The sequence below is a fragment of the Salinivibrio siamensis genome, from assembly GCF_001996005.1.
GTDB lineage: Bacteria > Pseudomonadota > Gammaproteobacteria > Enterobacterales > Vibrionaceae > Salinivibrio > Salinivibrio siamensis.
In genome coordinates this window covers 129,249-151,064 of record NZ_MUFB01000001.1, presented here as the reverse complement: position 1 = coordinate 151,064, position 21,816 = coordinate 129,249, and the positions used below count along the sequence as shown (strand labels likewise).

25 protein-coding genes and 1 other RNA gene are annotated in these 21,816 nt (G+C 52.4%); 18 read left to right on the top strand and 8 right to left on the bottom strand.

What is annotated here, in order from left to right; translation table 11 throughout:
• Window positions 1-12 precede the first annotated feature (12 nt).
• Both ssrS and zapA read right to left on the bottom strand, forming a co-directional pair.
• Window positions 13-195, bottom strand: a non-coding RNA gene (ssrS, locus tag BZG73_RS00710) — 6S RNA.
• A 3-nt stretch (window positions 196-198) separates the two neighbouring features.
• Window positions 199-504, bottom strand: coding sequence for a cell division protein ZapA (gene zapA / locus BZG73_RS00705; protein WP_046074068.1), 306 nt, complete (start codon window positions 502-504; stop codon window positions 199-201).
• 458 nt (window positions 505-962) lie between these two features.
• Between zapA and BZG73_RS00700 the strand changes: the two genes are divergently transcribed.
• The 4 genes from BZG73_RS00700 (at window position 963) to gcvH (ending at window position 4,567) form a co-directional block, all read left to right on the top strand.
• Complete coding sequence (locus tag BZG73_RS00700; RefSeq protein ID WP_046074213.1) at window positions 963-1,538, top strand: UPF0149 family protein; 576 nt, start codon at window positions 963-965, stop codon at window positions 1,536-1,538.
• A 57-nt stretch (window positions 1,539-1,595) separates the two neighbouring features.
• Window positions 1,596-2,786, top strand: coding sequence for a 2-octaprenyl-6-methoxyphenyl hydroxylase (gene ubiH, locus BZG73_RS00695; protein WP_077667329.1), 1,191 nt, complete (start codon window positions 1,596-1,598; stop codon window positions 2,784-2,786).
• Window positions 2,783-4,018, top strand: a complete 1,236-nt coding sequence (locus BZG73_RS00690; protein ID WP_077606135.1) for an FAD-dependent 2-octaprenylphenol hydroxylase — start codon at window positions 2,783-2,785, stop codon at window positions 4,016-4,018. The genes ubiH and BZG73_RS00690 overlap by 4 nt, the downstream gene beginning before the upstream one ends.
• 159 nt (window positions 4,019-4,177) lie before the next feature.
• The gene (gene gcvH, locus BZG73_RS00685; RefSeq protein ID WP_321166657.1) at window positions 4,178-4,567 is read left to right on the top strand and encodes a glycine cleavage system protein GcvH; all 390 of its coding nucleotides are present in this window, start codon (window positions 4,178-4,180) and stop codon (window positions 4,565-4,567) included.
• A gap of 99 nt (window positions 4,568-4,666) precedes the next feature.
• Here the strand turns inward: gcvH and BZG73_RS00680 are convergent, their stop codons facing one another.
• The 5 genes from BZG73_RS00680 to ygfZ all read right to left on the bottom strand — a co-directional run bounded on the left by BZG73_RS00680 (window position 4,667) and on the right by ygfZ (window position 8,032).
• Window positions 4,667-4,912, bottom strand: a complete 246-nt coding sequence (locus tag BZG73_RS00680) for a DUF1107 domain-containing protein (protein WP_077667328.1) — start codon at window positions 4,910-4,912, stop codon at window positions 4,667-4,669.
• A 119-nt stretch (window positions 4,913-5,031) separates the two neighbouring features.
• The gene (locus BZG73_RS00675; protein WP_046074073.1) at window positions 5,032-5,568 is read right to left on the bottom strand and encodes a GNAT family N-acetyltransferase; all 537 of its coding nucleotides are present in this window, start codon (window positions 5,566-5,568) and stop codon (window positions 5,032-5,034) included.
• Complete coding sequence (locus tag BZG73_RS00670; RefSeq protein WP_046074074.1) at window positions 5,568-6,539, bottom strand: LysR family transcriptional regulator; 972 nt, start codon at window positions 6,537-6,539, stop codon at window positions 5,568-5,570. The genes BZG73_RS00675 and BZG73_RS00670 overlap by 1 nt, the downstream gene beginning before the upstream one ends.
• An 8-nt stretch (window positions 6,540-6,547) precedes the next feature.
• Window positions 6,548-7,051 (bottom strand): aminoacyl-tRNA deacylase, encoded by a 504-nt coding sequence (locus tag BZG73_RS00665; protein ID WP_077667327.1) that lies wholly within the window; start codon window positions 7,049-7,051, stop codon window positions 6,548-6,550.
• Between the two features lie 3 nt (window positions 7,052-7,054).
• Window positions 7,055-8,032 (bottom strand): tRNA-modifying protein YgfZ, encoded by a 978-nt coding sequence (gene ygfZ, locus BZG73_RS00660; RefSeq protein WP_077667326.1) that lies wholly within the window; start codon window positions 8,030-8,032, stop codon window positions 7,055-7,057.
• Between the two features lie 216 nt (window positions 8,033-8,248).
• Here ygfZ and BZG73_RS00655 point away from each other — a divergent pair, with 216 nt between their 5' ends.
• The 3 genes from BZG73_RS00655 to BZG73_RS00645 all read left to right on the top strand — a co-directional run bounded on the left by BZG73_RS00655 (window position 8,249) and on the right by BZG73_RS00645 (window position 10,831).
• Entirely contained in the window at window positions 8,249-8,512 is a 264-nt protein-coding gene (locus BZG73_RS00655) for an FAD assembly factor SdhE (protein ID WP_046074077.1), read from the top strand.
• A gap of 52 nt (window positions 8,513-8,564) precedes the next feature.
• Complete coding sequence (locus BZG73_RS00650) at window positions 8,565-8,891, top strand: hypothetical protein (RefSeq protein WP_046074078.1); 327 nt, start codon at window positions 8,565-8,567, stop codon at window positions 8,889-8,891.
• A 107-nt stretch (window positions 8,892-8,998) separates the two neighbouring features.
• Entirely contained in the window at window positions 8,999-10,831 is a 1,833-nt protein-coding gene (locus BZG73_RS00645) for a methyl-accepting chemotaxis protein (protein WP_077606140.1), read from the top strand.
• Between the two features lie 75 nt (window positions 10,832-10,906).
• Here the strand turns inward: BZG73_RS00645 and nadB are convergent, their stop codons facing one another.
• On the bottom strand, window positions 10,907-12,523 hold the full coding sequence (nadB, locus tag BZG73_RS00640; RefSeq protein ID WP_077578942.1) for an L-aspartate oxidase: 1,617 nt from the start codon (window positions 12,521-12,523) through the stop codon (window positions 10,907-10,909).
• A gap of 332 nt (window positions 12,524-12,855) precedes the next feature.
• Here nadB and rpoE point away from each other — a divergent pair, with 332 nt between their 5' ends.
• From rpoE to acpS, 11 genes are all read left to right on the top strand, one after another.
• Window positions 12,856-13,437 (top strand): RNA polymerase sigma factor RpoE, encoded by a 582-nt coding sequence (gene rpoE, locus BZG73_RS00635; RefSeq protein WP_046074081.1) that lies wholly within the window; start codon window positions 12,856-12,858, stop codon window positions 13,435-13,437.
• Between the two features lie 32 nt (window positions 13,438-13,469).
• Window positions 13,470-14,102 (top strand): RseA family anti-sigma factor, encoded by a 633-nt coding sequence (locus BZG73_RS00630; protein WP_046074082.1) that lies wholly within the window; start codon window positions 13,470-13,472, stop codon window positions 14,100-14,102.
• Window positions 14,099-15,082 carry a sigma-E factor regulatory protein RseB gene (gene rseB, locus BZG73_RS00625; RefSeq protein ID WP_046074083.1) on the top strand — a complete coding sequence of 328 codons (984 nt, stop codon included), beginning with the start codon at window positions 14,099-14,101 and terminating at the stop codon, window positions 15,080-15,082. Before BZG73_RS00630 ends, rseB begins: the two co-directional genes overlap by 4 nt.
• Window positions 15,079-15,576, top strand: a complete 498-nt coding sequence (locus BZG73_RS00620) for a SoxR reducing system RseC family protein (RefSeq protein ID WP_077606142.1) — start codon at window positions 15,079-15,081, stop codon at window positions 15,574-15,576. The genes rseB and BZG73_RS00620 overlap by 4 nt, the downstream gene beginning before the upstream one ends.
• 78 nt (window positions 15,577-15,654) lie before the next feature.
• Window positions 15,655-17,451, top strand: a complete 1,797-nt coding sequence (gene lepA / locus BZG73_RS00615) for a translation elongation factor 4 (protein WP_046074085.1) — start codon at window positions 15,655-15,657, stop codon at window positions 17,449-17,451.
• Between the two features lie 14 nt (window positions 17,452-17,465).
• Window positions 17,466-18,362, top strand: a complete 897-nt coding sequence (lepB, locus tag BZG73_RS00610) for a signal peptidase I (protein ID WP_046074086.1) — start codon at window positions 17,466-17,468, stop codon at window positions 18,360-18,362.
• Window positions 18,363-18,374: 12 nt separating this feature from the next.
• Window positions 18,375-19,046 (top strand): ribonuclease III, encoded by a 672-nt coding sequence (gene rnc / locus BZG73_RS00605; protein WP_046074214.1) that lies wholly within the window; start codon window positions 18,375-18,377, stop codon window positions 19,044-19,046.
• Window positions 19,046-19,951 (top strand): GTPase Era, encoded by a 906-nt coding sequence (era, locus tag BZG73_RS00600; RefSeq protein WP_046074087.1) that lies wholly within the window; start codon window positions 19,046-19,048, stop codon window positions 19,949-19,951. Before rnc ends, era begins: the two co-directional genes overlap by 1 nt.
• A gap of 43 nt (window positions 19,952-19,994) precedes the next feature.
• Window positions 19,995-20,690: a DNA repair protein RecO gene (gene recO / locus BZG73_RS00595; RefSeq protein ID WP_046074088.1), complete on the top strand. Its 696-nt coding sequence runs from the start codon at window positions 19,995-19,997 to the stop codon at window positions 20,688-20,690.
• Between the two features lie 2 nt (window positions 20,691-20,692).
• Window positions 20,693-21,424: a pyridoxine 5'-phosphate synthase gene (gene pdxJ / locus BZG73_RS00590; RefSeq protein WP_077638533.1), complete on the top strand. Its 732-nt coding sequence runs from the start codon at window positions 20,693-20,695 to the stop codon at window positions 21,422-21,424.
• On the top strand, window positions 21,425-21,805 hold the full coding sequence (acpS, locus tag BZG73_RS00585; protein ID WP_046074090.1) for a holo-ACP synthase: 381 nt from the start codon (window positions 21,425-21,427) through the stop codon (window positions 21,803-21,805).
• The last annotated feature ends 11 nt before the right edge of the window (window positions 21,806-21,816 follow it).

The following is a 21,816-nucleotide window of genomic DNA, read 5'->3' as shown; positions in this document are numbered from 1 at the left end:
AAGGGTAGAGAAGAGGACCCCGGGGTGCCGTTGGGATCGATGGCCCTTGAACCCGCTGGTTCAAGGCGGGTGGGTAGTATAAGCCGTAGGCTTCTCGGTGCATGCCGAGCTTGCTCAGTAGCCTATAACAACGCACCCTTAGTTTTGCTTATCGGCTCAGGGACGTAGATCCGCTGACAAACACCCCAGGGAATTGGGTTATTCTTGCGATCCTTGCGCTGCCATTGCTTTGTCTAGTTGTGACGTCATCAGGGCGGTCCGTTGCGTGACCTGATCTTGCAATGTCTCTAACGACTGTTTGGCATCATTTAATTCGTGGCAAACATTGAGAGCGGCAATGGCAATTAGCTGCTCTGTATTGCTTACTTTAGTGCGCTCAGCCAGCCGATGCAACCGTTGATCGAACTCGCTTGCTGCATCTTTAAGCGCTTGCTCTTGCCCGGGTGGGCAATTGACGCGAACAAGACGATCTAGAATTTTGATTTCAACCGGTTGTGTGCTCATAGTCCCACGCTGGCTCCTCATCCGGCCCGATTTGTCGAGGGCCCAGTACACAATAATATGGCGCTATTCTAGCAATTATTCTGGTGAATACACTACATCGAAAATCATCTCTGCTACTGGTGCAGGGAATTTGACCAAAACATGACAGCGACATCGCGTCTCGGTAAAGCGGTACCTAGGGCGCAGCGCTAGAGGCGTCGTGAGGTTTGCTCCTTTTCACGACCAAGCGCGCACATTTTTAGACACAAATGTGAGGTGGCTCGCTTGCGCCAGCGGCTTCTCGCGGCCAGGGTTGATCCTTGTCATCGTGAGGGCGTCATCTGCACTTATACACTGTCTTGCGTCATCAGTCATGCGTGGTGGGGCATCATACCGTTTTTTATCGCGGTGATTCAGCCTGATGGTGTGAAATGCTAGACTGTGCTTCTTATTTTGATGGCACAGCAAGGGGCAAGATTGTGACTGATACCCGTTTACCCGCTTATGCGACAACAGCAGACACACTGAGGGCTGACAGTTTGGCGGTGACGCCTGCAGAGATGCACGGTTTAATCGCAGGCATGCTCAGTGGTGGACTAGAGCTGGAAGATGGTAGCTGGTTAACCATGCTTTATGATTACACCCACCAAGGGATGGGGTGGCCAACAGAGTCTAAGACGCTTGCCTTGCAAAGCTATCATCAGCTAAAAGCGCAGCTTACCGGCAGTGATCTTGATTTAGATATTTATGTCCCTGACGACGAGCAGTCGGGTGTCGTTGCCCGTGCCGAAGCGCTGGTGGAGTGGATTAACGCGTTTTTAGCGGGGGTGGGACTGATCGGAACCAAAGGGCGTACCTTATCTAAGGATGTGACAGAAGCATTGGGCGATCTCAAAGATGTTGCGCAGCTGGGTGTCGATGAAGATGGCGACATGCAAGAGCAAGCCGAATTACTTGAGCAGGTTGTCGAGCATGTACGCGTATGCAGCATGGTGGTGCACGCAGAACTTGGGGCGCGTCCGGACCGTGACGATACGCCTAAAACATTGCATTAATCTCAATGACGCGTTCAGATTGAGGCGTTAAGTGACTCAGGGTGAGGTAAAAGTGGGATGAAAGCCTATGACATAGTGATCGCAGGCGGCGCAATGGCCGGTGCGACTGCCGCATTGGCCTTAGACACATTGAGTGGCGGCACACTGCGTATTGCCGTGGTCGAGGCAATGGTGCCCGATCACCGCGAACACCCGGGTTACGATGCACGCAGTATCGCATTAGCACAAGGCAGCTGTGCAGCCTTTGCGAGCTTGGGGCTGTGGGACTCACTCGCCCCTTTTGGCACGCCGATTCAGCACATTCATGTGTCTGATCGTGGCCACGCCGGACAAACCCATATTGACGCACAGTCGCAGGGAGTGCCTTATCTTGGCCAAGTTATCGAACTAGCGGATGCCGGTGCGGTGCTTCACCAAAAGTTACAACACCGCGAGGCGATCGATGTGTTTTGCCCAGATGCCGTGATGGCGATTGAGCGAACGCCGGCGGCGGTAACGGTGAGATTAAAACAGGGGGAGTCACTGACCGCTTCGTTACTTATTGCGGCTGACGGTGGGCGCTCGTCTTGTTGCGCGCAGTTGAAAATGCCACGCATGCAACACAATTTTGGCCAAGTGGCGGTGATTGCCAATGTCTCGACCGCACTTCCTCATCAAGGACACGCCTTTGAGCGCTTCACGCAAACAGGCCCTGTGGCGCTGTTACCCATGTCGCAAGGACGGTGTTCGTTAGTGTGGTGTGTCACCGCAGAGCAAGCTGATGCGCTGATGCAAATCAGCGATGACGCCTTTCTTCAGCGCCTGCAGCAGGTGTTTGGCTGGCGTTTGGGCAAATTGCTGCATGTTGGAGAGCGCCATGCGTATCCATTGACGCTTAACCAAGTGGTTCGTCCGGTCAGTCATCGTGTGGCCGTGGTGGGTAATGCGGCACAAAGCTTACACCCTATTGCCGGGCAAGGATTTAACCTTGGCTTGCGAGATGTAATGACGTTAGCGCACACGCTGACGGAGGCGGCAAGGCGTGGCGATGATATCGGTGCAATGCCAACATTGATGGCGTACGCCAAACAACGAACACCAGACCGAGATGCCACAGTGGCATTGACATCAGGGTTGGTTCACCTCTTCTCCAATGATAGTCCGCTTCTGGCGGGGGCACGTAATGCCGGGTTAGGGCTGATGTCAACATTAGAGAGTATGAAGCAACCGCTTGTGCAACGCACCATAGGATGGGTAGAACCGAGATGAAAATGATCAATGCCGACGTGGCCATTGTCGGTGGCGGCATGGTGGGGCTGACACTCGCCGCCTCCCTTGCCGACACGGATTTACGGGTGGTGGTGATAGAAGGTAAAGCGCCGGAAACGACCTTAAACGACATACCAGAGAACCGCGTCTCTGCGTTGAGTCGAGCGAGTGAGAACATACTGCGCACCCTGGATGTATGGCCGGGCATCGCCTCACGTCGCGCGGCCAGTTACCAGCAGATGCGGGTGTGGGAGAAAGACAGTTTTGCCGATATTCACTTTGATGCGCAGGCGTTTGGCCAGCAAAACCTCGGCCATATTGTTGAAAACCGTGTGATTCAGTTGGCTTTGCTCGATAAAGTACAAAAGCAGGACAATGTGACTGTGTTGATGCCGGAGCAATGCCAATCCATGCTACAAGGAGAGAGCGAAACTTGGTTACAGCTCGCATCTGGGGGCGGTGTGACGGCGAAACTGGTCGTGGGGGCCGATGGGGCGCGCTCTTGGGTGCGTGAGCAAGCACATTTCCCCTTGGTACAGCGCGACTATGGCCATCATGCGGTGGTGGCGACGGTGCGCACGGTGGAGCCGCACCGGGGCGTTGCGCGTCAAGTGTTTACGCCGGACGGGCCGCTTGCATTCTTACCGCTTTCCGACTCGCATCTGTGCTCGATTGTTTGGTCTATCCCCCCAGAACAAGCGACGGATTATGTCGCGATGGAATCAGCGTCTTTTAACCGCGCCCTAACCGCTGCGTTTGATGCGCAACTTGGCCTTTGTGAGGTGGTAGGGCCGCGCGCCAGCTACCCGCTTACCATGCGTTATGCTCAACACTTTGCGGCGGAGCGCCTGGCTTTAGTCGGTGATGCGGCGCACACCATCCACCCTTTGGCTGGGCAAGGGGTGAATTTAGGTATGCTCGACGCGGCCGCCTTGGCGCAAACATTGGCCTCACTCGCCGACAAAGGGAAAGACATCGGGCATTATGCCGGTTTGCGCCAGTATGAACGTTGGCGCAAAGCGGAAGCGGCGCAGATGATTGCAGCGATGCAAGGCTTTCGAAGTTTATTTGCGGGCGATAATCCGGTCAAAAAGCTCGTCCGTGGCGTGGGCATGCGCGCCGTCAATCATTTGCCTGGCGCCAAGCAGCCATTTATGGCGCGTGCGCTAGGCCTTGTGGGGACGTTACCCGAGCTGGCTAAGCCGTGTGAGCGAGGCGCGACTTTTTGGTGATTGCGTGATGGCTGAATTGGCGAAAAATAGAGAATATGCTAAATACCACAAAGACCCTCGCCGAGCAGGCAACGGTTGAATGGTGAGTATGATGTTGAATTTACCGACTGACGGTGCGAGTTGTCATTGGGTGTAACAAGGAACAAGACTATGAGTGATATCCCATCTGAATTAAAATTTACCGCGACACATGAGTGGGTTCGCCCTGAAGGGGAAGGCCTATTTACCATTGGCATTTCTGACCACGCCCAGGCGCTGTTAGGGGACATGGTGTTTATCGATTTGCCTGATGAAGATGACACCTTTGATGCGGGTGACGATTGTGCGGTCGCAGAGTCGGTAAAGGCGGCGTCAGATATCTATGCGCCCATCTCTGGTCAGGTCGTGGCCGTCAATGAAGAGTTAGACAGTGCCCCTGAACTGGTTAACAGCGATCCCTACGGTGATGGTTGGTTGTTCCAGATTCAAGCGACAGATGAGTCTGAAATCGATAGCCTGCTTGATGCGCAAAGCTATGAAGAAACGTTAGGCGATCAAGACGCAGACTAAAACGGTCAGGGGGTAGCACCTGTGCTATCCGTGTCTTTTTGCTCCCGATAACAAACAGGGGCCCATCCAACGGGCCCCTGTTTGTATTGTGCGGCCAAGTCAGTAAGTGGTCCACAACGAGTAAGCTTGTTCTGGTTCTCGCAGCCCTTCTTGATACACATCTCGAATCAAACCGTTAACTTCCTTCACGGTTTGGTAGTGACAGATAGTGGCGTGATCGGGGGCGCTTAACCAACCATTATTAAAATCAAACCGACCGCGTCCGGCGATATATAGGCGCCCTGAGAATAAGCGTGTGACATGTTTGGCGACAAGCTTGGGTGAGTAGCGATTAAAAACGCGCATAACCTCTTCTTACTCATGTTGGTGGTCGTCACCCGGTAGGGGTGTGAAAACGGCACCGATTGTGAAGTGGGTTTATGTCGCGGTGATGACAATGCCTAAAAAAAACATTCACTTTATCCTTACCATAAATCCGCCTGGTTGAAGGCATCGACGCAGCACGGTTTGGACCCTAATGCCGGCAAGTCACTGTCAGTAAGCGACTGGGCCAGCCAACCGTGTGGGTAGCTTAATGTATGTGGTGGCACGATCTCGGTAGGGTCGGCAGCGCGAAACCCTAGCTGGGTGTAGAAAGCAGGATCCCCGTAGGTCATCACCGCCTGATAACCCAAAGTGCGTAGCTGTTGCAGCCCGGCGTTGATTAATGCTTTTCCATGCCCTTGGCGCTGATAATCCGGGTGGATAGCCATCGGAGAGAGCAGCGCTATCTTATCGGTATGCGGGTAGGTCAGCCGTGAGAAAAAGACAGCGCCCACTAAGCTCTCACCCTCAAGGTATCCCCAGCCATGACAGTCTTCACTGGGCGTTTCACCGAGCAGCTTATCCACCAGTTGTCGGATGACTTCACCGGTGTCGGCCCCCTCACTATGCGTGAACGTTTCACTGACCCGTTGCGCCACGTAATCGGGATTAAGGGTCGATAGAGAGACGATGTTCATTAGGTTTCCTTTTGCGAGTGAGACAGGGTTGATGACGTTTTTAGGGAAGCCACGCGCTTGTCGACAATGGTGGTGATCTGATCAATGAGCCACTGCATTTTGGGGTGACCGCTCGCTTGATGTCGCCATGCCAAGCCAATATCAAACCCTGGCACATCAATAGGGGGAGGGCTGAATGCCAGATGGTTAGCATCGTTAAAGGTATCTAATCGCGCCATAAGCTCTGGGACGGTACAAAGCAGCTGTCGCCCTTTGAGCAGTTGCCTCACCGTGAGAAACCGCTGCGATCCCATCACCACTTGTCGATGATAGCCGAGTGCTGCCAAACGCGCATCTATCGGGCTGGAGAGCTGGCCATATGTGCTAACCAGTGCATGTGGTGTAGCGACAAAATCGGCGAGGGTGATGGGTGTGCCGAGCCCGGTGCTGTGTGGATCAAATAAGCACACATGCTGCTCATGGTATAATACCTGACTATCAAGAATCTCGGTGTTGTCGGGGATCACGCCGATCACCGCGTCGACATCATCGTTTTTAATCGCGTCCAGACAGTGGCGACGGTCAACCGGGCGCAAGCTAAGTTGTGCTAAAGGAAGTTGCTGGTTGAGGGTGTCGAACAGTGCAGGGGCGAAGATAAGCTCAGCGTAGTCGGTGAGCCCAAGGCGGATCTGACCATCAAACAGGACAGGCTCAAAAGCGGGCGGGGTCAGCACGTCCGTGGCGAGGGTGTCGAGTAGCGCCTCAATTTTAGGGGCGATATCCAGTGCGCGAGCAGTGGGTACCATTTGGTGTCCACGCCGCTCAAAAAGGGGATCGTCAAGCATGGTACGCAGACGTGCCAAACTATGGCTCATGGCTGACTGACCCAGAGATAGGCGCTGTGCAGCCCCAGTCACGCTGCGTGTTTCCATTAAAGTGACAAAGGTCACCAACAAGTTGAGATCGTATTTCCGCCAGTGTTTTTGTGCCATCCGTTGGGTCATTCCTTCATTTGATTTGCCCGATTACGACATATCTCGGCACGCAGCGGCTGGCAAAGCGCGAGAAGATCCTTCACGCTCACCCATAATCCGGCATGGGGGTCACCGCTGCTAATAGTGACAGTTTCATAGTCCCAGATCTGCTCATCAAAGACCAAGGCCAGATCTGGTGAGAGCCCTAGTGGCGCGACAGTACCGCGTGCGTAGCCGGTAGTGCTTTGCACTTGTTGGGCACTGGCAAGTGTCATCCGTCGCCAGCCGAGTCGTTGGCGCACTTTGGGTGGGCTGACTTGCTGATCGCCTGGGACACAAGCCACTGCATAGCGCCCTCCCATATCACGCAACACCATGGTTTTGAGCATTTGAGAAGGATCAATACCACGTTGTTTCGCGGTTTCCTCAATCGATTGTGTCGCGCGTGACTGCCACAGTATTTGGTAGCGAATATGGGCGCTATCGAGCGCGGCAGTCACCGGGGTTTGCCAATTAGGATCCGCGTACACGGCTTAATCATCGTCCTCAAGTGAATAAGGAAGTGGCTCACGCTGCCATGCGTACGAAGGAGACTCAGCAAGGCGGAAAGCGGTGTCGTCGTCCAAGTTGTTTGGCAGCACGGCTAACACGCTCGCATTGCCGTTAGCATCGCGATAACCAGCGATCACTGTCCCGCCTGCGCGCCAATTATCACCCACCGCACGTTCGATTTTGTCGCCTGCAACAGGTGTGTGCTCGGCGTGGCCGCTGAGCGTGTACATGGCGCGCTTATTCATGCCTCGATACTTGGCGCGTGCCACGGTTTCTTGTCCGGTATAACAGCCTTTGGTAAAACTGATCGCGTCCAGCGCCTGAAGATTTAGCGATTGCGGGATAAATTCACCGCTGGTCGTTTGCTCGATGCGGGGTAATGCCGCGTCAATATCCCACTTATCCCAATACTCATGGGTGAGCAATGTGGCTGAGTATTGATGGGTAAGCTCTGTGGCTTTGGTCGCGTCAACCACCAGTAACCAGCGATGTGGTTCAATGTATACAGCGGTGCCTTGTTGCCCTTGGCGAACGTCACCGTGCGGGCCGAAGTGATCAGCCACTACCTTGTCTGCCTGTGTACCAATGACACCGAGCAACACGGCATCGACCTTTTCAAACGCAATCTTGGAAAAAATGGCGTACTTTTTTACTTCTTGAAGCTGGGTGGCTTCAATCGACGCCGGTTGCACCATGGCGAGCCCGTCTTGGTAATGGAAAAAACGCAGTACTGACCAAACTTTACCTTTTGGATCGCAATGGGCGGCGAGGGTCGATTTATCTTCTGCGAGGTTCGCAATATCGCAAGTGAGCTGGCCTTGTAAGTAGCTTTTCGTATCATTGCCGCTCACTTTAGTGATTGCCCAGTTATCAAGGGCAACCATCGCCAGTTCAGGTTGTGGATCACTGGGGTGTGTATCCGCAGGCTCAAAGGCTACGGTTTGATACCATTCACTCATAACATTCACGCTCTCTGTTGAGAAAACATAGACTCTGCCCCGTATACTAATAGGGAGCATAAAGCTTGTCAGCCTTTGTCTTGTCGGGCGATTGCTGTATAAACCGAATTAACGCTAGAGAGCTCTCAGATTCGTGGTTTGTTGCTCAGCAAAAGTAGTCGCCCGATAACGGCATTGATAGTATGCGAGTACTGACATCATCGATAGAGGTAAACAATGGTTAATACCGAGGATAAAGCGCGGGTTCGTTGGGCATGTCGTCGCGGCATGTTGGAACTGGATGTGTTGGTTATGCCGTATTTTGAAGCCTGCTACGACACGCTTAATGAAAAAGAAAAACAGGATTTTGTCGCATTTTTGGAAAGCGCGGATCCTGACTTGTTTGCCTGGCTGATGGGGCATGGTAAACCTGACGACCCGAAGATGAAATCTGTTGTCGATAAGGTCGTCGCTTATAACCGCAGTAAGTTACGTACATAGTCACCTACATTGCCCGCGTTATGTCACTGTCTGTCTGCTTTTGCTAGGAACGATGGTGGCTTGGCTGGCCGTGTCGCATGTTTCCCTTCCTTTGAGTGCTCGTGCTGTGCTAACCGTTTGGGCGGTACGAGACTTGCTCCGTTTCCATGCTCACCTCATCGCTAACGAAGGCCCCTTTCGCTTTTCATCTGACGCTTGGGCGGTCATGCCTAATGGGCAGTATCGAAAACTGACCTGTGTTTATGCGACCCCATGGCTGCTGGTGCTCGCCGCGCGTGCGGATGCCCAATACCTTTATATTTGGCGTTATGGCCTTCCAGACTATCATTTTCGTCTGATTTATCGGCATTGCTGTCAGCAAGGCTGGGATAGCATGTGACATATTTGTGACAAACCGATTGCGTGGCTTTACTTTTTCACGTTATCTCCGATATTCAAGGAACACGGGTTCAATCCATTCTGCTCAGATAACGCTGTAGGGTCGCTATGAATATTAAACAAAAACTCTTGTCACTCACCTTGATGTCGGTGTTGGCGCTACTTGCGGTTGCCGCCGTTGCATGGAAAGCGGAAACGCGGCTACAAAAAATGCACAGTCAGCTAACCACGGTCTCTGATCTTGAGGTGATCTTGCTCAATCTACGCCGCAATGAGAAAGACTTTCTCGCGCGCATGGACCCCAAATATCTCTCCCGTTTTGATAACAATGTCGACGCGTTCAATCAGCTGCTGAGTGATTTTCGCGCCCGCAGCGCTTCGTTGGGGCTAGAGACTGCGACCATTGATAAAGTGCAGCGAGCAATGACAGCGTATGCCAACGGCTTTCGCGATCTGGGTAAGGGTTACCAAACATTGGGGTTAACCCCTGAGCAGGGGATCCGAGGACAGATGCAAAACGCGAGCAAGAAAATGGTGGCAGCGACCAAAAATGACATTGTGCTTGAGAGTAGCGCCCGCTTATTAGCCGCAGATGCCAAACTGTTTGTGCAAAGCAGTAACCTTGACTACATCGACGAATATCAAAGCCAAATGCAAGAGCTTGAAGATTACCTTCGCGGTGACCTGCTCGCTTTATTTCAAGCGCATCAGGCGCAAGTGGACAAGATTGTCGCGCAGAAAAAGACATTAGGGCTAGCGGCAGACAAAGGCCTACTGGGGCAAATTCGTGGTAAAACCCACCAAGTTGAGGAAATGTTCGATGTGCTCAGTAAAGAGTATGAGCAGGCCATTTCGCAAGCCTTAAGACAGACCGTGATGATGACCGGATCGGTGGTGGTGATACTGGCACTGGTGATGACAGCGATTTCGTTGTGGATGAACCGTGGCATTCAACAGCGTATTTACCGATTTAGTGAGCAAATGGCCGCCATCACGCAGCAGCGGGATCTGACCTTGAGAGCTGACGAAAACGGTCGTGATGAGATTGCCTTCATGGCGAAAGACGTTAACCAGATGCTCGGCAGTATCCAAACCATGGTTTTGGATGTGAGTCGCGCCATACAAGCGCTTAATCAAAGTGCAGAGCAAGTTGAATCCCGTACTGAAGCCACTGGGGCCGCCATGGCTACCCAGTTAGATGAAACCACTCATGCCGCGACTGCGATGAATGAGATGGAAAGCACCATTCGCGATATTGCGGGTAATACCGATCAGGCCGCGGAGAATGCGCGCACCAGCTTAAGCCGTGCGGAGAACGGGCAAAAAGTGGTGGATGACACTAAAGCGATGATCATGACACTGGCAGAAACCCTCAGTAATACCAGCAACGAGGTGCTTGAACTGAGTAAGCTGTCTGAAACCATCGGCTCAGTATTAGATGTGATTAAAGATATTTCCGAGCAAACCAACTTATTGGCACTGAACGCGGCGATTGAAGCGGCGCGCGCTGGTGAGCAAGGACGTGGCTTTGCGGTCGTGGCTGATGAGGTGCGCCAGTTGGCGACCCGTACGCGTGAATCAACCGATGAAATTTCTGGCATTATTACGTCGTTGCAAGCGCAAACCCAGTCGGTTTCTGAGCGTATGGAGCAAAGCCGAGAAGACGGGGAAACATCCGTGGGTAAGGTGGAAGCGGCTTCGCAAGAGCTCTCGCAGATCATGGAAGATATGCAAAACATCATGGATATGAGCACCCACATTGCCACGGCGATCGAGCAGCAAAGCTCGGTGGCAAAAGAAGTCAATCAAAACGTGCACAATATTCAAGATATTGCGCAAAACAGTACTGAACGCGCCAACCAGAACCGCGAAGCGGCACACAAGGTGGCCGAAGAAGCCGCACACCTTGAGCGTGCGGTGAGCGAGTTTAAAAGCGAATAACCGCGATGATATCCAGTAAAAAGGCCAGCCTCTTGAGGCTGGCCTTTATCATTAGCAGTCGGCGAGCGACACGTACTAGCAGGGCTGATCTGGCGTTAATACGGTGGGACCGGATTGCTCGTTAGGCTCAGGGTAATCAATGGTGTAGTGAAGGCCTCGGCTTTCTTTACGTTGCATGGCACAACGAACCATGAGCTCTGCCACCTGTAAAAGGTTACGCAACTCCAGCAGATTGTTTGAGACCCGGAAATTAGCATAATACTCATGTGTTTCTTGCTTGAGCAGTTCGATACGGCGTAGCGCACGCTCCAACCGTTTGGTTGAGCGGACAATGCCCATGTAATCCCACATAAACAGGCGTAACTCATGCCAGTTATGCTGGATCACCACTTCTTCGTCGGAACAAATTACTTGGCTCTCATCCCAAGGGGGTAGCGCAGTATGCGGCTCGATATGGTCTGAGTGCGCTTTTATATGTTCAGCGGCTGACCATGCATAAACCACACATTCGAGTAGCGAGTTAGATGCCATACGGTTCGCGCCATGCAAGCCGGTGTAGCTCACTTCCCCAATGGCGTATAAGCCGGGTAAATCTGTGGTGCCGTTTTTATCCACCATCACGCCACCGCACGTATAATGGGCGGCTGGGACAATAGGGATCGCCTCTTTAGTCAGATCGATGCCGTATTGCTTGAGCTTTTCGTAGATGGTGGGAAAGTGTTTGATCACAAATTCAGGGTCTTTGTGGCTGATGTCGAGATACATACAGTCGGCGCCAAGGCGCTTCATTTCGTAGTCAATCGCACGGGCAACCACATCACGCGGGGCAAGCTCGCCGCGTGAATCGAATTCCGCCATAAAGCGCGAGCCATCTGGGCGTTTAAGGTGAGCGCCTTCACCGCGCAGTGCTTCAGTGAGCAAAAAGTTGCGCGCGTCTGGATGGTACAGACACGTTGGATGAAACTGATTAAATTCTAGGTTGGCGACACGACAACCTGCGCGCCATGCCATGGCGATGCCATCACCGGATGACACATCGGGATTGGAGGTGTATTGATAAACTTTCGAGGCCCCTCCGGTGGCGAGTACCACATAGTTGGTGCGCACGGTCTCAACCACTTCTTGGTTTCGGTTCCAGATGTAGGCGCCGAGGACGTGGTTTGGACCACCTAATCCGACTTTTTTACGGGTGATAATATCCAGCGCATTGTGTCGTTCAAGCAGGGTGATATTAGGGTGTTGGCGCACATTATCTTGAAGCGAGTTTTGCACGGCCATTCCGGTCGCATCGGCGGTATGCAAGATACGGCGGTGGCTATGGCCGCCTTCACGGGTTAAATGATACCGAGGGGTGTCGTCGTCGCTATCTTCTTGATCGAACGGGACACCGCCATCAATTAACCACTGCACACAATCTTTAGCATTGCGGGCAATAAAGTCCACGACCTGGGTATCGCAGATACCTGCGCCTGCGATTTGGGTATCCTCGACATGAGATTCTACCGAATCTTGTTCGTCAAACACCGCGGCAATACCGCCCTGTGCGTAAAGCGTTGCCCCTTCGCTGAGCGGGCCTTTACTTAATACAATCACCTTGTGGGTCGGCGCTAAGCGGAGCGCCAGTGACAAGCCTGCGGCACCACTGCCGATGACTAGCACGTCACATTGATGTTCCTGAGTTGTGGTCGTCATGATCCCTAATCCTCTTTCTGCGCCCCCAATGTTACACCAATTTGACGTGGCTGCGCGCGGTAAGATCAAATCCCGTCTCGCTTGGGTGAAAGTTTGCAACCATGGTATGGTTCGGGCGACAATGCCCTCAGTCAAAGAGACATTCTTTGACCATTCCGTCACAGTAATGTGATTCAACGCATAATAAAACCAACATGGTGAGGAACTTTTCGCCGGCTGGGTTATCGAATCGTGTGCGAAAGCTCGCAAGCGGGTTTAACCGCGCTCTGACAACGTCGGGCCTAGAATTTCGATAATCGGGCGGAAAGATCAACCAAGGAGTAAACGCTCGAATGGGCGAGCAGCTAACCGACCAGGTTCTAATAGAACGTGTACAGAATGGTGACAAGCAAGCTTTCAATCTGTTAGTCGTCAAATATCAGAATAAGGTATGTAACCTTATCGCCCGCTATGTCGGTACACACAGTGGTGATATTCCAGATATTGCGCAAGAGGCGTTTATCAAAGCGTATCGCGCATTGCCGGGATTTCGTGGCGAGAGTGCGTTTTATACTTGGCTGTATCGCATTGCTGTGAACACCGCGAAAAACCATTTGGTGGCACAAGGACGACGTCCGCCAGGCAGTGATATTGATGCCGACGAAGCAGAAAATTACGAAAGTGGGGGTTCTTTAAAAGAAATATCGAACCCTGAAAACTTGATGTTGTCAGATGAATTGAGACAGGTGGTATTTTCGACCATAGAAACACTGCCTGACGACTTAAGAACCGCAATTACCTTACGGGAGCTCGATGGGCTTAGCTATGAGGAAATTGCACAGGTAATGGATTGTCCAGTCGGTACGGTGCGGTCGCGTATTTTCCGAGCGCGTGAAGCGGTTGAAAAACGCATCCGGCCACTGATGAAACGGTAACGAGTTTTACTGGCTGCATGACGGTGACTTGAATGACGGATAGAGAAAAAATTTCAGCGTTGTTAGATGGCGAACTGGTGGATACGGCAGTCATCCACGAGATTGAGCGAGATGATAACGCGCAACAGGCTTGGGGGAGTTTTAGCACCATTCGCGATGTGATGCGTGGTGAGGCACCCAGCTCGTTGCAATGGAACATTGCCGATTCTGTAGCGTCCGCGCTGGAAGCAGAACCTGCTTATCAAGGCGATCACCTTGATAATAATGTGCTCCCCATGCACGAAGCACAGCCGCGTCCTGAAAAGGCGCGTCGTCACTTACCAGGGTGGCTGCAGCAGCTGACACAGGTAAGCGTTGCCGCGTGTGTCTCGTTGGCCGTGATCGTGGGTGTGCAGCAATATAATCAGTCTGATGCGAGTTCGCCGGTGGCCAGCACGCAAACCCAGCCGCCAGTACTAGAAACGATTCCTTTTGCAGGGGCTGCGGAGCCGGTCAGCTTAAGCCGTGACGATCTACGTGCCACACCTTCTGAGGCCGAGTTGATGGAGCAGCGTCGCCGCGTCAATGCCATGCTCAAAGACTATGAATTGCAGCTGCGCTTGAATAAGGATAGGCTGTCTAACCATCAGACAATGGCACCGTCGACAAGCAGTAATAATCAATGAAAAAAATTCTGATCGGTGCGCTTGCGCTGGTCAGTTTGATGTCTGCGCAAGCCTCGGCCGAACCTTCTGCCGAGGCTTTGTTACATCAAATGGATACCGCAAGTGACACCCTAGATTATGAAGTGTCCTACATCTTGGTAGGTAAAAATAGTCTCGAACCCCTTCGCTTTCGTCATGCCCAAGTTGGGGATGATGCCTACGGCCACCTCATGTATTTAAGTGGCCCGCCGCGAGAAGTCATCCGTCGAGGCGGTGAAATCAGCTATTTTGAACCAGGCTACGACCCTTTCACCATTGCCAGTGATCATATGGTTGCGCCTTTGCCAACGCTTATCCAAGCCGATATCGATGTGCTGGCTAACCATTATGATTTTGTCTCTATGGGGCACGCGCGTGAAGCGGGGATGGATTGCCAAGTGGTTCGGATTACCCCGAAAGACGGAGAGCGTTATTCGTACGTATTATGGTTAGATGAGAACAGCAAACTGCCTGTCAGGGCGGATTTGCTCGACCGTGATGGCGATCCGCTTGAGCAATATCGTGCGTTGTCGTTGGTCGTCTCTTCACAAATCAGTACCTCAATGCAAAAGCTGGCTGAGCTGGCATTGCCACCGGTACTGACCTTGCCACAAACCACGCAGCGCTCCGACTTAGATTGGCAGGTCACCGCGTTACCTGAGGGGTTTGAACCTGTATACAGCAATCGCCACCGTTTGATGATGACTAAACGTGCGGTCGAGAGTCAGATGTTCAGTGATGGCCTGTTCAGCTTTTCTGTGTATCTTGCCAAAGCCGATGATGTCTCGGTGCGTAAGCAAATTGTTCGCCAAGGTCGGCGCACACTGCATAGCGTGACCAGTGGCAATGCAGAAATCACGGTGGTCGGCGATATTCCTCCTGAGACAGCTAAACGGGTGGCGGAGTCTGTCCGTATTACTGATATGCCTGCGAGCAAGTCAGAACAGAAGGTTGAACCATGATCAAAGCATTGGCAGAAGTTACCGGTTACCAAGATGGTTGGTTGTCATTGGCCTGCCAGCAGCAAACCAGTTGCGGTAGCTGCCAGTCACAAAGTCAATGTGGTACCGGTATTGTGTCCAAAGCCCTTCCTGGTAAGGTGAAACACCTTAAAGTACGTGCCCCAAAACCCCTGCCGGCCGGCACCTTAGTTGAAATCGGCTTAGGTGAGGCGACCTTATTACGCTCCGCGTTATTGGTCTACATGGTGCCTTTAGTCATGATGCTAACGGGGGCACTGCTCGGGCAATTTTTGTTCGCCACGCTCGCCGGCAGCGGGGAGGGTGGCGTTATCGCGCTAAGCCTAGGGCTGGGAGCGGTTGGCGTGGGCCTTGCGCGTCATCTTGCACCGCGTATCGGTACCCAAGAGCAGCAACAGCCTCAACTGTTACGCGTGATGGGGGAACCCGTCTCTGACTTGGCGGTAATAAATACCACACAGCAGGATAGCGACTAGCCACTATTTTCGGTAGAATCCCGCTCACTTGATCTTAGGATCCCATTCTTATTGATAACGAGTAAGTCACACCAACACATGAAGCATATTCGTAACTTTTCGATCATCGCCCATATTGACCACGGTAAGTCGACACTTTCTGACCGACTGATTCAAGTATGTGGCGGCCTAACTGACCGGGAAATGGCAGATCAAGTTCTTGATTCAATGGATCTGGAACGTGAACGCGGTATCACCATCAAAGCACAAAGTGTGACACTGAACTACAAAGCCAAAGACGGCGAAGTGTATCAGCTCAACTTCATCGATACGCCAGGACACGTTGACTTCTCTTATGAGGTGTCACGCTCGCTCAAGGCGTGTGAAGGTGCTTTGCTGGTGGTCGATGCAGGACAAGGGGTTGAGGCACAGACGCTCGCCAACTGCTACACCGCCATTGATATGGACCTGGAAGTGGTTCCTGTTCTGAATAAGATTGACTTGCCGGCCGCTGATCCAGATCGCGTCGCGCAAGAAATTGAGGACATCGTCGGTATTGAGGCCATTGACGCCACTCGCTGTTCAGCGAAAACCGGCATGGGTGTTGATGATGTCCTTGAAGACATTGTACGCCAGATCCCGCCACCTGAAGGCGATCCTGACGCGCCAACGCAAGCGCTGATTATTGACTCCTGGTTTGATAAATACCTCGGCGTGGTCTCTTTGGTGCGCATCCGTGAAGGGTCGCTGAAAAAAGGCGACAAAGTGAAAATCATGAGCACGGGCCAAGAATGGAACGTGGACAGCATTGGTATTTTCACGCCTAAGCGTAAAGAGCTCAATGGTCTGCAAACCGGTGAGGTTGGCTGGGTGATCTGTGGGATCAAAGATATCCTCGGTGCGCCAGTGGGCGATACCATCACTCATGCTAAAAACGGCTGTGAAAAGCGCATTGAAGGTTTCCAACAAGTGAAGCCGCAGGTTTATGCGGGTCTGTTCCCCATCTCATCGGATGATTACGAAAGTTTTCGTGATGCCTTGGATAAGCTGAGCCTTAACGATGCTTCCTTGTTCTTTGAGCCGGAAAGCTCTGCGGCACTGGGCTTTGGTTTCCGTTGTGGTTTCCTTGGCATGCTGCACATGGAAATCATCCAAGAGCGGTTGGAGCGCGAGTATAACCTCGATCTTATCACCACTGCACCGACCGTGGTGTACGAGGTGACCCAAAATGATGGCGAGGTCATTTACGTCGACAGCCCATCCAAACTGCCACCTATCAATGACATAGAAACCATTGGTGAACCGATCTCGCGGTGTAATATTTTGGTGCCGAGTGAGTTTGTCGGTAACGTCATTTCACTGTGTGTGGAAAAGCGTGGTGTGCAGGTCGATATGGTTTATCACGGCAACCAAGTGGCACTGACCTATGACATTCCGATGGCCGAAGTGGTTCTCGATTTCTTTGACCGGATTAAATCGACCTCACGTGGTTACGCGTCGTTAGATTATAACTTCGAGCGCTATGAAGTATCTGACATGGTGCGGGTGGATATCCTCCTAAACGGTGAACGCGTCGATGCGCTGGCGATTATCACTCACCGTGCGCACGCACAGCCGCGCGGTCGCGAGCTGGTGGAAAAAATGAAAGAGTTTATTCCTCGTCAGCAGTTTGATATTGCCATCCAAGCTTCGATTGGTAATCACATTATTGCGCGCTCGACGGTGAAACAGCTACGTAAAAACGTGACCGCGAAATGTTACGGCGGTGACGTGAGCCGTAAGAAAAAGCTTCTGCAAAAGCAAAAAGAAGGTAAAAAGCGAATGAAGCAGGTCGGTAATGTCGAGCTGCCGCAAGAAGCCTTTTTGGCCATTTTGCACGTGGGCAAAGATAAATAACGACGGATTCCATTATGGCCAATACGTTTTCTTTGATTTTAGTGCTGGTGACCTTGGTCACCGGCATTGTTTGGGCGTTAGATAAATACCGTTGGGCACCGCGCCGCCGCCAAGCGGCAGGGGAAACCCTCAAGGTGTCAGCGCGTGAACTGGATGCCGAACAAGTTGCTAAAGTGGCGCCTCAACCGAGTTGGGTTGAAAATATGGCGTCTATTTTTCCAGTGATCGCGGTGGTACTGGTGCTGCGATCATTTATTTATGAGCCGTTTCAAATTCCATCCGGATCGATGATGCCTACCTTATTGGTCGGGGATTTTATCTTGGTGGAAAAGTTTGCCTATGGCTTACGTGATCCTGCCTTCCACACTGAAATTGTCGAGACAGGTAAACCAGAGCGCGGTGATATCGTGGTATTTAAATACCCGCCTCAACCCAATATCGATTACATTAAGCGCACGGTCGGGCTGCCGGGCGATACGGTTGTGTATGAAGATAAGCGCCTATGTATTCAGCCCAAGGGCGAATCTCAGTGTCAGCCGGTGCCGATTGACGATATTCAGCCGAGCCAGTTTATTCAAGCGGGCATCAACCTTGTGCAAGCGCAGGAGCAGTTAGGGGAGCAGTCGCATCAGATTTTGGTGCACCCTAAAAAGCAAGATCGGGTGAGCGCGTATCAGCCACGTCCGGGCGTCAACCGCTGGGTCGTGCCAGACGGGCACTATTTTATGATGGGTGACAACCGTGATAACAGCGCGGATAGCCGCTTCTGGGGCTTCGTCCCTGAACGCAATCTCGTGGGCAAAGCGGTTGCTATTTGGGTTAGCTTTGAATTTGAGCGCCCCAATGATAGCTGGCTACCATCGTGGGTACCGACAGGCATTCGCTTTAACCGTATTGGTGGAATTGATTAATTCTGGACTATGATGACAAAACTAACAGATAAGTTGCAGCGTGATATCGGCTACCAATTTAGCAACGCTGCATTACTCGAATTGGCGTTAACGCACCGCAGTGCCAATGGCACCCATAACGAGCGTCTCGAATTTTTAGGCGACTCGATTTTGAGCTTTGTGATTGCCGAGGATCTTTACCACCGTTTTCCGAAAGTGGACGAAGGCGACATGAGCCGAATGCGTGCTACCTTGGTGCGTGGTAACACCTTGGCGGAGATCGGACGTGAGTTTTCTCTGGGCGAAGTGATGCGCCTTGGCCCAGGAGAACTTAAAAGTGGCGGGTTTCGTCGTGACTCGATTCTCGCTGACGCCGTCGAAGCCTTGATTGGCGCGATTTTTTTGGACAGTGATATCAACCGAGTGCAGGAGATTATCCTGCAGTGGTATCAACACCGCCTCGAGACCATTGAGCCTGGCGCGAGTCAAAAAGATCCGAAAACCCGACTGCAAGAACACCTACAGGGTAAACGCAAACCCTTGCCGTCTTACACGGTGATGAAAGTGCGTGGTGAGGCACACAACCAAGAATTTACGGTAGAGTGCCAAGTATCAGGACTGGAGAGTTCTGTGATTGGAAAAGGCAGCAGCCGTCGCAAGGCAGAGCAAGCGGCTGCAGAACTCGCATTACAGAAGTTAACATAATGACTGATACACAGCGCTGTGGCTTTATTGCCATTGTAGGCCGTCCGAACGTCGGCAAATCAACATTACTGAACCGCTTAGTGGGGCAAAAGCTGTCGATCACTTCGCGGAAACCGCAGACCACACGTCACCGCATCATGGGGGTGGATACCCGTGATAACTATCAAGCGGTATACGTGGACACCCCAGGGCTGCACATCGAAGAAAAGCGCGCGATCAACCGCTTGATGAACCGTGCGGCGAACAGCTCATTAACCGATGTCGAACTGGTGTTATTTTTGGTCGATGGCACCCATTGGACCAAAGACGACGAGATGGTGCTCAACAAGTTAGCGCGCTCTGGTCTGCCAACGGTCTTGTTGGTCAATAAAGTCGATAATGTGAAAGAGAAAACCGAGCTCTTTCCACACCTTCAAACCTTGTCGGAAAAGATGGAGTTTGTTGACGTGATCCCGGTGTCCGCGAAACACGGCACCAATATCGATGTGGTTGAACAGAAGGTACGCGACGCGTTACCGGAAAGTGAGTTTTACTTCCCTGAAGAATACGTCACAGACCGCTCTCAGCGCTTTATGGCCTCTGAAATTATCCGCGAAAAACTGATGCGCTTTACCGGTGAGGAGCTGCCTTACTCGGTCACCGTCGAAATCGAGCGCTTTGACTACAACCCAGAAACGGACGGGTTTCATATCAATGGTTTGATCTTGGTTGAGCGCAATGGCCAAAAGAAAATGGTCATTGGTAAAGGCGGCGAAAAGATCAAGCGCATTGGCCGTGAAGCGCGTCTAGACATGGAAGAGCTGTATGAGCGCAAGGTTTACCTTGAGCTTTGGGTAAAAGTGAAGTCAGGTTGGGCCGACGATGAGCGCGCGCTACGCAGCCTCGGTTATATCGACGATCTCTAAGTGACCCACTGATTCAGGTACCCATGCCAGGAGGAGAGAGTGAGTGGACGGGTTTCAACGCGGCTTTGTATTGCATACGCGCCCTTACAGTGAATCCAGTCTGCTTTTGGATATCTTTTCTGAGCACGAGGGGCGCGTGACTCTGCTTGCCAAAGGGGCGCGTCGGCCACGCTCGGCGATAAGAGGTGCCTTGCAGCCTTTTACCCCTTTGCTGCTCAAATGGGGGGGACGTGGTGAACTGCGCACTTTACGCAGTGCCGAAGCCACAGGCCTCGCCCTACCGCTATCAGGCAATGCCCTGTATTCTGGCTTTTACCTCAATGAGCTGGTGATGCGTGTGCTGGAGCCTCACACGCCTTACCCGGCATTATTTCATGACTATGTGACCGCATTGACCCAGCTGGCTCGCTACAATAATCCTGAGCCAGCCCTGCGTTGTTTTGAACTCGCGTTATTAGAAGCCTTGGGCTATGGGGTTGATTTTCTTCATTGTGCTGGCAGCGGTGACCCTATTAACGATAACATGACGTACTTGTATCGCGAGCAGCAAGGCTTTGTGGCATCGATCATGAAAAGCCAACACCGACAATTTACGGGGGCCGATCTGCGTGCGCTGGCGACGCGTCACTTTGAGACGGTCGCTCAGTTACGTGCCGCAAAGCGTTTTACGCGTATGGCGCTCAAGCCATATCTTGGCCCCAAGCCGCTCAAAAGCAGAGAATTGTTTAGAAGGAAATAATCATGGATAAAATCTACTTAGGTGTGAACATCGATCACATCGCGACAGTGCGCAATGCGCGTGGCACCGCGTATCCGGATCCTGTTCATGCCGCTGAGTTGGCAGAGCGTGCAGGCGCGGCTGGGATCACGGTTCATTTGCGTGAAGATCGCCGCCACATTACTGATCGTGATGTTCGCTTGCTTAAAGAAACCTTGCAAACCCGGATGAATTTGGAAATGGCGGTCACCGATGAAATGGTCGAGATAGCCTTGGAGACGCAGCCTGAGTTTGTATGTTTGGTGCCAGAAAAGCGTGAAGAGCTGACGACCGAAGGGGGCCTCGATGTCGCGGGCCAGCTGGATAAAGTCAAAGCCGCCACGCAAACGTTGAGCGAAGCGGGGATTAAGGTTTCCTTATTTATCGATGCCGACCGCACCCAGATAGAAGCCGCTCACCAATGTGGCGCGCCGTTTATTGAACTGCACACCGGGCATTACGCCGATGCCGCCAATGACAATGATCGCCAAGCCGAGTTGAAGAAAATCTCAGCGGCGGCCAGTTATGCGGTCGATTTGGGGATCAAAGTGAATGCGGGCCACGGCTTAACCTATCATAACGTCACGCCGATAGCGGCGATGCCAGAAATGCATGAGCTGAATATTGGTCACGCGATCATTGGCCGTGCCATGTTTGATGGTTTGCAAAAAGCCGTCGCGGATATGAAAGCGATCATGGAAGCGGCGCGTCGCTAAATGGCCATTGCTGGAATTGGTACTGACATTGTTGAGATTGCGCGTGTTGAAAAAGCCCTCGCGCGCCAACCACGCTTTGCTGCCAGGATCTTAACCGAGCCTGAGCAAGCCAATCTGGCGCGCCATCACGCGCCTGGACGTTTCCTCGCCAAGCGCTTTGCCGCCAAAGAAGCCGCCGCCAAGGCGCTTGGAACCGGCATTGCCAACGGGGTAACGTTCCACGACTTTATTATCACCAACCAGGCCTCGGGCCAACCAACCTTGCGCTTGTCGGGCCGAGCCGCGGAACTGGCGCAGGTGCGTGGCATTACACAGTGTTGGCTCACCCTCTCTGATGAAAAAGCGTATGCCATCGCGTATGTGGTGCTAGAAACCGCATAAGCTTACTGCTG